At 32.9% G+C, this 12,870-nt stretch carries 10 protein-coding genes; 2 read left to right on the top strand and 8 right to left on the bottom strand.

Going from position 1 to position 12,870, the window contains the following annotated elements:
- Positions 1-5: 5 nt before the first annotated feature.
- Together ACFVRY_RS25570 and ACFVRY_RS25565 are read right to left on the bottom strand one after the other, a co-directional pair.
- Complete coding sequence (locus tag ACFVRY_RS25570; RefSeq protein WP_387503100.1) at positions 6-3,191, bottom strand: glycosyltransferase; 3,186 nt, start codon at positions 3,189-3,191, stop codon at positions 6-8.
- Between the two features lie 69 nt (positions 3,192-3,260).
- The gene (locus ACFVRY_RS25565) at positions 3,261-4,418 is read right to left on the bottom strand and encodes a class I SAM-dependent methyltransferase (RefSeq protein WP_387503098.1); all 1,158 of its coding nucleotides are present in this window, start codon (positions 4,416-4,418) and stop codon (positions 3,261-3,263) included.
- Positions 4,419-4,777: 359 nt separating this feature from the next.
- On the opposite strand from ACFVRY_RS25565, the gene ACFVRY_RS25560 reads away from it, so the two are divergent.
- Both ACFVRY_RS25560 and ACFVRY_RS25555 read left to right on the top strand, forming a co-directional pair.
- Positions 4,778-5,710 (top strand): NAD-dependent epimerase/dehydratase family protein, encoded by a 933-nt coding sequence (locus ACFVRY_RS25560; RefSeq protein ID WP_387503096.1) that lies wholly within the window; start codon positions 4,778-4,780, stop codon positions 5,708-5,710.
- A gap of 60 nt (positions 5,711-5,770) precedes the next feature.
- Positions 5,771-6,691 (top strand): glycosyltransferase family 2 protein, encoded by a 921-nt coding sequence (locus tag ACFVRY_RS25555; protein ID WP_387503094.1) that lies wholly within the window; start codon positions 5,771-5,773, stop codon positions 6,689-6,691.
- 207 nt (positions 6,692-6,898) lie between these two features.
- Here the strand turns inward: ACFVRY_RS25555 and ACFVRY_RS25550 are convergent, their stop codons facing one another.
- From ACFVRY_RS25550 to ACFVRY_RS25525, 6 genes are read right to left on the bottom strand one after another with little or no spacing between them, the layout of a single operon-like run.
- On the bottom strand, positions 6,899-7,837 hold the full coding sequence (locus ACFVRY_RS25550; protein ID WP_387503092.1) for a glycosyltransferase family 2 protein: 939 nt from the start codon (positions 7,835-7,837) through the stop codon (positions 6,899-6,901).
- Entirely contained in the window at positions 7,830-8,243 is a 414-nt protein-coding gene (locus ACFVRY_RS25545; RefSeq protein WP_387503091.1) for a sugar 3,4-ketoisomerase, read from the bottom strand. The genes ACFVRY_RS25550 and ACFVRY_RS25545 overlap by 8 nt, the downstream gene beginning before the upstream one ends.
- Positions 8,224-8,736, bottom strand: coding sequence for a GNAT family N-acetyltransferase (locus ACFVRY_RS25540; RefSeq protein WP_387503090.1), 513 nt, complete (start codon positions 8,734-8,736; stop codon positions 8,224-8,226). The genes ACFVRY_RS25545 and ACFVRY_RS25540 overlap by 20 nt, the downstream gene beginning before the upstream one ends.
- Positions 8,733-9,836 carry a DegT/DnrJ/EryC1/StrS family aminotransferase gene (locus ACFVRY_RS25535; protein ID WP_387503088.1) on the bottom strand — a complete coding sequence of 368 codons (1,104 nt, stop codon included), beginning with the start codon at positions 9,834-9,836 and terminating at the stop codon, positions 8,733-8,735. The genes ACFVRY_RS25540 and ACFVRY_RS25535 overlap by 4 nt, the downstream gene beginning before the upstream one ends.
- Positions 9,837-9,884: 48 nt before the next feature.
- Positions 9,885-10,289 carry a GtrA family protein gene (locus ACFVRY_RS25530; protein WP_387503087.1) on the bottom strand — a complete coding sequence of 135 codons (405 nt, stop codon included), beginning with the start codon at positions 10,287-10,289 and terminating at the stop codon, positions 9,885-9,887.
- A gap of 29 nt (positions 10,290-10,318) precedes the next feature.
- Positions 10,319-12,475 (bottom strand): glucosyltransferase domain-containing protein, encoded by a 2,157-nt coding sequence (locus ACFVRY_RS25525; RefSeq protein ID WP_387503086.1) that lies wholly within the window; start codon positions 12,473-12,475, stop codon positions 10,319-10,321.
- Positions 12,476-12,870 lie beyond the last annotated feature (395 nt).

Here is a 12,870-nt window from a genome sequence, read left to right as displayed (position 1 = left end):
CTGAGCTATGACTTGTATTTTTCTAATGCACTTTGAAATGATTGGTTCATTAATTCTGCAGCTCTTTGAGATGAGAAAAACTCAATATTTTCATTTATATGATTTAATGAATTTTCCTTATACATTTTAAGGTTAGAATAAAACTTGTCAAAGTCTTTCTGAAGTGCATTAATTTCTTGGGTTGCTGAAACAACTCCGATATTTTTATCATTTACAAATAAGGCGATATCACCAACATCAGTGGAGAAGATAGGTGTTCCTACACACATAGCTTCAATCGTAACAATGGGTAATCCCTCAAAAATAGAAGCAATAACAAGCCCATCTATTGCTTTAATAAATTTTGAAACCTCAGAAATATATTTTATTCGGTGTATTCGTTTCTTTAAGTTGTTATCAGAATCGAGTACCTCAGATACCTTGGTGGATAGTTCTCCATCTCCAACCATTATAAAGTCTACATTATCATGGGCTTCAATAATATATTTAGCTAGTTGCAATATTTTCAAAGGCTGTTTTTGTTCTGTAAATCGTCCTACAAATGCAAAGTACATTTTCTCGGGGTCTAAGCCTAAACCCGTTAGTACTTGTGTCCTTGAAAAATTCGATGATGAGGCTTCAAGTATTTTCTGGGTATCTACAGCAGAATAAACCAGGTCGATACGTTTTTGGTCAATTCCATAAACATTCTCAAATTTTTCCTTTATCTTTTGATTAATAGCAATAAATCGATCGTAAGAATGAATTGCAGGTCTATCATAATATTGAATCCAACCATATTCATAATCATAGACATCCTGAACAACGATCGCAGCATCATTAAATACTTTTCTGATATTAACTGTATTTTCCATCATCCAAGGTGAACTATTGCATATCCATACCAGATCAGGTGTATAAGCATGTTTCAAACCCTTAAGACGTTCAATGTACTTATTAAACTCGGAAATTTCGGCTAGATCGTAATAGTCTAACTCTAATTCTGCAACTTGATAAAATAAACTTCCTTGTTCAATTCTATGCCTTTCAAACGAAATAACGACAAAATCATACTGATTTTTCAATCGTTCCATAATTTCTATAGTATTTCGTTCAACACCGCCCACAGCCATAAATACAGGCAAAACAAACACAAGAGGTTTATCCTTTTTATATTGTTCCAGATTTAAATTAGGACTTTGTAAAAGTTCACGAGGTTGATTGATGTACAGTGTTTTTTCGTCTATCGCTTTTAATATTGGTAATTCATGAGTTAAATTTATTTCAGTTCCAATTCTTCTACTACCAGGTATTCTGATGAATTTCCCTATAGCTGTTTGGGAACCTTTAATAAATTCATTAAATGGGGCAAGTCTTCTAGAAATAATAGCGGACTCTTTAAGAGAATGCCCGTTAAGGGTTGGAAAGGACGCAAGACTATCAGATAACAAAATAAAATCATAATCAAATTCTAACAGACAAAAAGCTGCATTCATAAATTGACTTTTTTCTAATGCATGGTCTTTATGGTTAATTTCGTAGATATATTCTGAATAATCAGAAGATTGGCAAGCATTAATATCAACTGACAAATCCAAATAAACGTTACTAATTTGTTTATAAGTATTTAAAATCGGTATCAGATCTTGTTCAGGAAGCCCCGTGAGGGTTATCCATATTTTTTTTTTTTCTAAATTCGATTCAATAACATTTATGTTTTTTTGTAGAGTTTCTTTGTTTGATGGTTGTTTAATGTTTTTCAATAACTTTTTTGATAAACGAATTCCTTTGGTTAGAGCAGAGTAGACTCTTTTACGAAGCAAATAATTCATTTTGAATTTAATTTCAATTGATTCAGTATTATTAGGAAGCAATTCACTTATTAAGATAGGATCGGTTTGGTTTGAGAAATCATAAACCTTGTTTTTAACTTTTTTTGCGTTATTATATTCGAAATTAATGGTTTGTTTAGAACCGTCTTTTAAGTACACGTATGCATGTAACAATTTGACTTTACAATGGTCATCTAATGGGTCAAAACGAATTCTTCCTAAAAACTGAGTTGGAATCTTGCTACTAATAGTGAGCTCTTTTTCTCCGGTTGTCCGATAAAAAACGGAGTTTTGTTCAGAAAAATTATTGTCTTTATCGTAAAAAATCTGCGATTTTCCAAAATAGAGATATCTAAAAGTAAACCGTTGAGCTGAATTTGTTTTAGAGGGATTACCTTCTTTATATCCTTGGGCAATTCCTAAATACATATAGTAGCTAAATATAGCAGAGTAAAACTTAGAAGATAACTTTTTTATTTTGAAAGAATCCTTTTTGAGTAAGATTTTTTCTAGGAATCCAGTCGACTTCTTCATAAAGAAGATCAATAATCGCCCCAAATCTCCTACTATATCTATAGTTCTATTTTGAGCTGCATAAGATCCATATTTTTGATGAAACTCATCAAGATCAAATTTCAATTCATTTAGTCCAATTTCGGGATGAAGCATCTTAAATGTGTTTAATTCTTCTCCAGCTGAATGTTGTCTGTTACAAAACTTATCAACACTATTATAAATGTGGTCATGATACCCTAATGCATTAGGGTTATACATGATTTGAACTCCGTTTTTATGCAAACGATAACCCAATTCGATATCTTCAAAACCATATTTTTTAAAGGCCAGATCAAATAAGCCATCAAGTTTTTGTAACTGTTCACGAGAAACACTTACGTTTGAAGTGTAGAAGTGTCTAAAATCGATTACTTCGAAAGGTCTCATTCCTACAAAACCAAATTGTTCACAACCAATATCGGTGATGTGCTTCATCAGATGATTCATTTGTATTCCATCACGCCAGTCAATACAGCCAAGCGTTGCGTAATTCTTTCCGTTTTTCAAATATGATTCGTAATGTTCGTTAACAAAATTAACTGTTGGAAAGATATCATCACCAGTGAAAATGATGATTTCACCGGTTGCATACTGATAAGCGTGATTTCTAGCCTTTGCTGCACCACCATGTGCATTTGTTAAAACTCTGATAGGAAGGTCTTGGCATTCGTTGAGAATGGCTACAGATTCATCCGAAGACTCGTCATCAGAGAAAATAAGTTCATATTCATATTTAGTTACTTCGTCGACCTTTCTCCAATGTTCCAATAGATCAGGAAGTAACGATGCTCTATTATAAACTGCTATGATTACACTAACTTGCATTTAGACACCACCATTTAAATTGTTGACAGAAGTCACTGGTATAACATTAAATGTTTTTCTGAAAATGCATTACCCTTGAGGGGGGATGGAGTTATTTTTTTTGATAGTTTGTATCATCTGTTGATAAATGTCATCAACAATTTCACTGATTTCAACCGGCGTCATTACTTTAAAATAACCTGTTATAGTAATGAATGTAGCTTGGTTAAATTCGCCTCTGATCTCAAATTGGGGATCTATATTCATAAATAGAAAGCCTCTTTTTTGATATTTTAAGGCGTTTAGAGGCACAATTGATTTAACCTCTCCGTCGGTTAATACTTCATCAATATTACATATGCAAAAACAATTCTCCACAGGATCAAATCTAAAATGAGAAGGATCTGGTAAGTGGGAGATATCAAATGTTACTGAGAATCTATTATCCTCATCTGTAACTAACACAGTGCTTTGTTTATGATCCTGAGAATAATTACCTTCTTTTGAGCTAGCGTATAAAGAAGACATGTTAATACTAAAGGAAGAATCATATTTATACACTGAGCTTAAGTCAATATAAGATGCTGGATTTTCTCCATTTGAACATAAAGCGATCATATATTTACCTTCCGTATCAATACTTGAGTTTTGAATGACACGTACTCTGCGTTCTTTCATAGCTTCATCGCTGATACTAGATACTAAATATAGTGACTGATTATATAATTTTACATTCTTGAATTCTTGTTTTAAGAAACTTTTGAAATCATCAATATAAAATTCAGAGATATGGAACGGATTGTGATACCCGCTTTTATCAGTGTATACAGATTTATTGGGGGTGGAAATAATTAAAATACCATTTGGTTTTAAAACTCTTTTAGCTTCTTTCAGGAAACTATTTTGAATCTCCTTATTAACATGTTCAATAACTTCAAAGATAACAATGCAATCAAATTCAGAATCATTAAAAGGAAGGCTGTCTAATGATGCTTGTATAAAGTTAAGGTTTTTTTGAGCTTCATAATGGCTATTACACCATTCGATCGTTTCATCAGAAATATCAATTCCAGTAACGTTAAGTGCATATTGTGACATGAGCAAGGAGCCGTAGCCAGTGCCACAGCCTGCATCGAGTACTTTCATGTTTTTTAAAGAGCTTGAAATAGCTTTGTAGCGGTGAATGTGCTCAGCCTCTATCTCTATTCCATCATTATCAGGAATGAATCTTTCACCTGTATATTCCATTTAATTCTTGAAGCCTCCTAATATAATTATAGATAGCCAGTGCAATTTTAAAAAGATTATTTGCACTTATTAATGTGTAGAAGAACGGTCCTTTATTAGACTAGATTAATGGTATCATTAAGATATTATTCTAGCAAGGACACTATCAAGTAGTTTCATTATTGTAAAGCATATACATATATGAAATTGTTTTTGTGGTTTACATATTTAGGTCACTGAGTTTATGTTGTTTTGAATTGCTTGCTTCCAAATGCGCTGGTATGATTGAAATGATAAGTTAATGATTGGGTTTTTTCTAAATATTTAGCTTGCCTAAACTCTATGTGTGAATTATTGAATAATATTAGGTAGGAAATAAATTGGCGGGGGTTAAGATGAGAAAAGTATTAGTTATTGGATGCGGATATTTAGGCTCCCATTTAGCAAATTATTTTTGTGCAAAAAATTGGATTGTGAAAGTTGCAGGGAGAAAGTCGATTCATTTAAACAATTTGCATCCAAGTGTTGAGTTCTATGACGTTGATGTGACAGATTCTAATCAGATATTCAATATCATCGAGAAGGATGATGTTGTGATTTTCGCAATGGGTTCTATTAATGCAACGAATGTGTTTGAAGATGTCACTAAAGACATCCAAGAATATTATATATCTTTTGTAGATCTTCTAAATGAATGTGCAAATAAGAAAATCAATAAATTCGTATTTCTTTCGTCAGCTGGAACAGTATATGGTGAGAACGAAATTCCAGCCTGTGAGACAGACTGCTTGAATCCTGTTAATATTTATGGATTGCAAAAAGTTTTTTTTGAAAATTTAATAAAAATAAAACAAGCTGAATCAAAACAGTTGCCATATGTAATTCTAAGGGTTTCAAATCCCTATGGAGGATTCCAAAATCCAAGGAAAAATCAAGGAATTATCCCGGTTTTAATTAATAGAGCTATCCTCAAAGAAGAGTTTGTTTTCTGGGGAAATGTGAATTCGGTGAGGGATTTTATTTATATAGATGATTTCTTACAGGCAACGTATCTATCTATAACTTTGGAAACAGATGAAATCATCAATATTGCTAGTGGAGTAAGTACTTCAATAAAAGAAGTCATAGAAACTGTTCAAGATGAAGTTGGTGCAGACATAAAGATGCTTTATAAAGCATCAAACAATAAGGTTGTATTAAACAATAAATTGGATAATAAAAAACTGATTAATTTGGTAGGATACTCGCCTGAAATTACCATACGCCAAGGAATCTCAATCATGGTGAAAAATATGTTAGATTCCTTAGATTGAATATCTATAAACTAATAATTCTTAGTTTTAAAAAAACTGTTTGAGAAAGGTGTTAGCTTAATGGCAATTCAGATTCTGCTATCAACCTATAATGGGGAACAACATATTGCTGCTCAAATTGAGAGTATACTTGCGCAATCGTATAAAGACTTTAAATTATTAATTCGTGATGATGGTTCTGAAGATAATACGATTCGGTATATTGAAGAGTATGCATTGAAGCATAAGGGAAGAATCGAATTTTTAAAAGGGGATAATGTGGGGGTCAAGAAGAGTTTCTTTGAGCTTTTGCAAAGAGCGGACCCCAATGCTTCATATTATTCTTTTTGTGACCAAGATGACGTTTGGCTAGAGGATAAATTACTTAAAGCGGTAATGAAATTGGAGTTAGAGGAAGATAGCCAACCGCTGTTGTATTTTACACCTACGTATTTGACAGACCACAATCTGAACAAAATAAAGGTATGGCCGGAGCCAGCTCCCGTAAAACCGTCTTTTTATAATGCGCTTGCTGAGAATATAGTGGTAGGCTCAACGGCTATAATAAATCATAAAGCAAGAGAGTTATTGTTGCAGAAGAAAGTACAATTTCAAAATATAATCATGCACGATTGGTGGGCATATTTATGTATTTCTGCTTTTGGGAAAATTATATATGTTGACCAACCCTCGGTATTATACCGTCAGCATCAAGGAAATCTTATTGGGGGTAATAAAAATTGGATACAACTACTACAAAGAAAATGGAATAGTTATAGAGCTAATGAGAGCACACGTGTGCTGTATAGGCAGGCCAAGGAGTTTATGGACTGTTACGGAGAAGAATTAAATGGTGAAAAAAAACGGGAATTAGAGTTATTTATTTTTCCTAGAATAAATTTCCCTTCCAGATTAAGATACTTGTTGAAAAGTAATTTATATAGAAATTCATTTTCAGAAAATTTGTTATTCAAGTTTTTGATTTTAAAAGGATATATTTGATTTTTTTAATGAGTTGCCCCTTATAAGATACAGGTCCAGTTATGATCTTATAAGGGGATTATATGGTCTGGCTAAATTAGTTTACTAACGGGCCTGATTAACATTGGGGCATGAAAAAAAAGATGCATGCTGGAGGCTATATTCCTTTCGGATTAAGGGCTCCAATATACATCTCAGATGGTGAAGATATTTCAGGAAATAAACTCCTTATTGAACAGTATCATTTTGTTGGTAGGTCTCATCAACTATAAACACAGGTCGATTTCTTGCAGCATCCATAGTTCGCCATATATATTCTCCTAGTATGCCGAAGGTAAGCATAATGAGGCCAAAGGAGAACAATGTAATGATCATTAATGTCGTCCATCCCTCGACAGAAATCCCACCAAATATCTTCATTAGAAACACTAATATCCCCCAAATGAACGAAACACCAAAAAATAATGCGCCAACTGTGGACATAAATCTTATAGGGACAAATGAAAAACTCACTAGTGAGTCAACAATTAATTTTACCTTTTTAGCTAAAGTCCATCTTGATTTTCCTATTTCACGTTTCAGGCGAGTATAATATATCATATCGCTTTTAAAACCTGCCCATAAAACTTGAAGAGTTAGGGCGGAATTCTTCTCATCTAGCAACTTTAGTACTTCGATTACTTTGCGGTCTATTAAATAGCAGTCAAATCCGCCTTTAGGCATTGAATTCATAGCCAATTTTCTTATAAGAGAATAATATGCATTTGCAAAAAGTTTTTGGGAGATACTTTCTTCTCGGTCAGAGCGTACGGCAAGAACAACTTTATTCCCTGTTTTCCAACTTTCAAACATTTCTAACAGGAGTTCAGAAGGCTCTTGTAAATCTGCTGTTTTAATAGTAGCACAATCACCAGTGCATACAGAAAAACCTGCAAGACATGCTGCGTGAGAACCAAAATTGCGTGAAAGCTTTAGTAGTTTTATCTTTTTATCAGTATTAGCAAGTTTGTTCATTACCATCCATGAATCATCACCTGATCCATCATCTACCATAACAATTTCATAATCATCAACTTTTGTAAGCACTTTCTCATATAAATCAGCATAAAGTAATTCTAGACTGTCCGCATTATAATAGACGGGAATTATTATTGATAATTTATGCATGCTGAGATGTTTCCTTTGAAAATGCATCAAAGTCCCGTATATATTCTGAACCGTCATAATGCTCACTTGCTAGTACCAGCAATATGGAATCTGAGGAGAAGTCATACATGTCTTTCCATAGCATTTTAGGAAGGTAAATTCCTGTGTGCGGTTTATCTAATATGAAGACGGACTCATTTTTACCGTCAGAGACTCTAACTTTAGAAGATCCACTTACATTTATTAATACAAATTCAGTTTCTCGATTTGCATGCTGACCTCTTACAACATCGGGATCGGATCCATAGATATAAAAAACTCGTTTTATGTCAAAAGGGATGTCTTTCATCCCTTCAACGACTACAAGTTTCCCCCGATTGTCACCATTCTCTTTGAAATTAATAATTTTATGCTTTTCTACTATCATATTCGCACCTCATCATTCTATACCATTTTAAACTCTTCAGGCTTCCTCGAATACTTAGATGATTATAAAATTCTCCTTCAAAAACAAAACCTATTTTATGATAAAACTCAATTGCGTTCAGATTATCAGATAAGACATTTAGATATACTCTTTCGAGCTGGAGTTCATTAAATGCCAATGAAAGAATACTCTCAGTAGCAAACTTGCCAGCACCCATACCTTGAGAGGATGATCGTAAAACTATAGCGTATTCTCCAGTTTTAGCCACATGATCAATATTTTTGAGACTCACAGTTCCAAGATATTCATCTTCTTCATTAACAATTGCTAAATGAATGTTAGTATCATCATCCACGCTGTTTTGAATAAATAAATTAATAGCCTCAGTAGTCATCTTATCTGGATCAAATCGAAAATATTGATTTACTTTCGGGTCTTTCATCCACTCTATCATAAGAGCAGAATCTTTATTCTTAAGAGGTCTTAAATTCATATGAATTCCCCATATTCGTTAATTGAATTAATGACGTATGTTTGTTCTTCAAAAGTCATTCCACTATAAAGTGGAAGTGATAAGACTTCGTTGGAAAATTGTTCAGTAATAGGGAGTTCACCTTCGTTCACATTTAAGTATTTATACGCTTCAGATAGATGCGGAGGGATCGGGTAGTGCACTATGGTCCCTATTTCCTTGGAATTTAGATAGTCTATTAGTTTGGCACGGTTCTGTGCACGTACGACAAATTGATGCCATACTGTTGTTGTGTTATTTCGAACCTCTGGGAGCTCAATAGAAGGAACATTAATTTCGTTCAAATATCTTTGACATATAAATTCTCTTTCTTTATTTAATTCATGTATATGGGAAAGACGTACCCTTAATAATCCCGCTTGTAATTCATCAAGTCTAGAGTTTGTCCCTACTACTTTATTAAAATAGCGCTTTTCACTTCCATAATTTCTGAAGACCTTAAAGTCCTCTGCAATTGCGCTGCTGTTAGTAGTGATAGCACCCCCATCACCAAACGCACCTAAGTTTTTTGAAGGGTAAAAGGAGAAGCACCCAATATCCCCAAAAGTACCGGTCATCTTCCCGTTATAACTAGCTCCGTGGGATTGAGCACAATCTTCTACCACACGCAAATTATATTTATTAGCAATTTTCATGATAGGATCCATATTAGATGCTTGACCATATAAATGAACAACTAAAATAGCCTTTGTTTTTGAAGTGATTTTCTCTTCGATTTTTGAGACATCAATATTATGGTAGCTGTCAGGTTCAACAAACACAGGTGTGGCGCCATTTATCGTAATCCCCATAACACTTGCTATATATGTATTGCCCTGAACTATAACTTCATCACCTTGTCCTATATTTAGCAAGCGAAATGCAATCCATAGCGCATCAAGTCCATTGGCGAGTCCTACGCAATAATCTGAACCAGTGTATTGAGCAAACTCATCCTCAAAAGAGGCAACTTCCTTTCCTAGCACATACCATCCGGAGCGTAAAACTTCTAAAGCTTTGGCTTCAAATTCATTTTGATAAGCACTAAAACCTCTATCGAGGCGATTTGAAGAAATCTTCATTTCAACACCCTTTCATATTGCTTTATTAAGCATAGATATTTTTTTCATTCATAGTTCTTTTACCTTAAAAGCCCATAATTTATTTAGTATAAAGTTATAAGGTATGGTGATAATGAGAGTTAGTATTGGCGCGAGTATTTTAGGGATATTAAGTAGATCTACCCAGACATACATTGTAACTATATTAATCAAAAGAGATGATCCATATATAATATAGTATTTTGTAATGGAACTTCTAGCTTTAACTTGTTGGGTTTTAAAGACCCACATCTTATTGAGATAGTATCCACCAACTGAACTTATGAAATATCCGATTACGTTAGCGTACATATAGTGTACGCTAACGTATATCAAAATATAGTAGATCATCAATGAAATAATTGTGTTAATTCCACCAACTATTCCAAACTTTATGAACTGTAATATTAAGGGGAAGAATTTTTTAATTTTCATATTCATTCCTTTTATTTGTCTTATAAAACTCAGGGTAGCTTAATAATAAATATCCCATCAATACTTTTTATTGATTGTGTACTTGGCCAAGACTCCATGCTCTCCAAGTAAGTATTTGCTTTTTCTATTTCTTCAGCATTTGGCATTGTGAAGTTATATCCTGTAATTTCATTAAACAAAAAAACTTTAGAAAACTGTTGTATTGCTGGTACGTTGTAGTCACCCCAAGTGGTTTGGGCGATATTTCCAATTGCTGGACTGCCTACAATTACTAACTTTGCATTCGGAGAGAACTCAGGGTTGATTTCCAATCTAGAAACGATTCGTGTCACAAGGCTTTTTTCTAAAGTATTTAATCTATATTGGTCCATTGAAGTCCGCCCAATGCGCCCCATATTTCCAAATAATATAAGGAGAACCATTAAAGAGATCAATGACTTTTTAATGAATGGTTTTGTATTTATCGAAGCTAGTAAATTTAAGGTGATTAAAAGTAAAATACTTTGATAAATCCCAAACGCAGTGAGGGAACGTGATGATATTTCTACTGGTCTTAACATAGAAAAACCTAAGCACACAAATAAGCCCAATATCGTTATTAACATAAAAGCGATGAATACATGCCCTATTTTTTTTGCAGGGATCTCGATGGCTGCACCTTTTTTTATAATAAATAACACAAGGGAACCAAATGAAAATATCCATAATATCCAGTTTATTATACCAGAATTAAAAGGATTGTCTTTCATAATGTATATTTGAATATTACCGTATATTTTATGCCAATATTCAATATTCATTATATTACTTAAAATCTCGCTGATATTGTTACCTGAATACTCAAGTGTTGGTGGCCATATATAAAAACTAACTTTCAATATTACGGTATAAACAATAAATGAGGAAATATAAATAATAACGGGAACTAATCTTTTTGAGTACCGTTCTGTTTGATTCAGTTTAGTAGCTGACATAAAATCTGGCACTATTAATTTATAAAGAAATATCAAAAAAACAACAGGGAAAAATATTTGGTAAATTGTAAGAGAAATTACATAAGCAAGTATCGAAAGTATAGCTAAATATATCTTGCGGTCTCTTGTATAGGCCTCTCCCAAAACAACACCTATGCACAATGCCAATACTGCAAATGCACTGTATGCTGGGATTATGCTATAGTGGAAAATTTCAGCTAAAAAAGGGTTCGTGGTAAAAAGTAACACAAAACCTAAAGCGATCTTAAAAGAATTTATTTTGAGTATTCGCGTAAAATGTACCCCTAGTAATGACATGGAAGCAATAAATAAAAGGGGGCCTAAAGGTTTTGTTAAGGGTTGAATATTAATCTTATAGAAGATCTCCGCTAAAACAGACTCCATATATCTTCCTGTAGAGTTAAAGTTATAGCCGAGAGTTTGGATGTTTATATTATAAAGCTGATTCAAATAGTAGTCGTCAATTGAATATAAAGTGTTCGTAATATATGGTAGATAATATAGAAGTGTAATTGAAAAACTGATCCCGAGCAGTTTTAGTCCTGAGGTATCTTGATATAATAAGATATCTTTAAAGATTTGATGATTAGTTATATTATTTTTTTTTGGCCCCACTGAACGAGGGTAGAAGGCTCGATAAACTATCCAACCATAGATAATTGAAGTTACTATAAATAAGGTCCAAAGTATTAAGGCGCCCGTTTGAGGGATGATTTTTACACCTGAAATAGAGACTGAAACTCCTTTAGTATCTGTCAAATCTAGCCTTAAGGACTTGATTTTTGAGCTGTCTGAAATTTCAACTCGATTACTTCCTTCTATAAGATCAATATTATAGTATTTCTCAGCTGAGAACTCTTCATCGTTATTAGCGTAATAGATTTGTGCTTTTGAAATATTCGTACTTAGTTTGGATACTTCAATATAGATTTCTTTTATGGAAAGTGCCTTCTCAAGGGTCAACGTAATCCAAGGATCTGTTGAGTTTGATGTGATGGTGTTTTCTTTTCGATCAAAATCTTTCAGTCCAGAATACAATTGATTTGTTGATATATTAATTTCGTTGGTTACTCTTGGTTGTTCCAATACAAATTTTCCGAAAATCACAAAAGACAATCCACAATAAATCACAATAAATCCTAAAATTAAAAAACTCAAAAACCTAAAAACTTTGAAAGCTTGTTTCTCCATCAAATATTTTCTCCCCCTGCTTGCAAGTTACTATTGTTATTCATTTTTAAAAAAATGATTAAAATGCTAATTTAAATCGAAAATAATTATAACATGGAAAAATTACTCATACGAGAGGTTTATTTTAGCTTCTTTGTTGTTATATGTAGAAAAAAGTCTAAATAAAGATAGTCAATAATTATGAAATGATATGCTTTTAGGAGGTATTTATCCATAGAGTGTATTAATAAAGGGGAAGTGTAAATTTAGTGTTTTATTAAAGAATATATTATCAGGAACATTTGCAGAGAGAAAAAATGTGTTTGCCTCCATTAGATTTTCTAATATAATTAATGAGCGCTTGATTTTTTAAATTAATACATGTTTTCATCTAATAGTTATACACTCGGCATATT

The sequence above is a fragment of the Paenibacillus sp. NPDC057934 genome (genome assembly GCF_042887565.1).
In the GTDB taxonomy this organism is placed as follows: Bacteria; Bacillota; Bacilli; order Paenibacillales; family Paenibacillaceae; genus Paenibacillus_AQ.
This window is presented reverse-complemented; position numbering and strand designations above follow the sequence as displayed.

Excerpts from the sequence above, each read along its gene's own strand:
- ACFVRY_RS25570 (WP_387503100.1), bottom strand. The coding sequence starts at position 3,191 with ATGCAAGTTAGTGTAATCATAGCAGTTTATAATAGAGCATCGTTACTT.
- ACFVRY_RS25565 (WP_387503098.1), bottom strand. The coding sequence starts at position 4,418 with ATGGAATATACAGGTGAAAGATTCATTCCTGATAATGATGGAATAGAG.
- ACFVRY_RS25555 (WP_387503094.1), top strand. The coding sequence starts at position 5,771 with ATGGCAATTCAGATTCTGCTATCAACCTATAATGGGGAACAACATATT.
- ACFVRY_RS25550 (WP_387503092.1), bottom strand. The coding sequence starts at position 7,837 with ATGCATAAATTATCAATAATAATTCCCGTCTATTATAATGCGGACAGT.
- ACFVRY_RS25545 (WP_387503091.1), bottom strand. The coding sequence starts at position 8,243 with ATGATAGTAGAAAAGCATAAAATTATTAATTTCAAAGAGAATGGTGAC.
- ACFVRY_RS25540 (WP_387503090.1), bottom strand. The coding sequence starts at position 8,736 with ATGAATTTAAGACCTCTTAAGAATAAAGATTCTGCTCTTATGATAGAG.
- ACFVRY_RS25535 (WP_387503088.1), bottom strand. The coding sequence starts at position 9,836 with ATGAAGATTTCTTCAAATCGCCTCGATAGAGGTTTTAGTGCTTATCAA.
- ACFVRY_RS25530 (WP_387503087.1), bottom strand. The coding sequence starts at position 10,289 with ATGAAAATTAAAAAATTCTTCCCCTTAATATTACAGTTCATAAAGTTT.
- ACFVRY_RS25525 (WP_387503086.1), bottom strand. The coding sequence starts at position 12,475 with ATGGAGAAACAAGCTTTCAAAGTTTTTAGGTTTTTGAGTTTTTTAATT.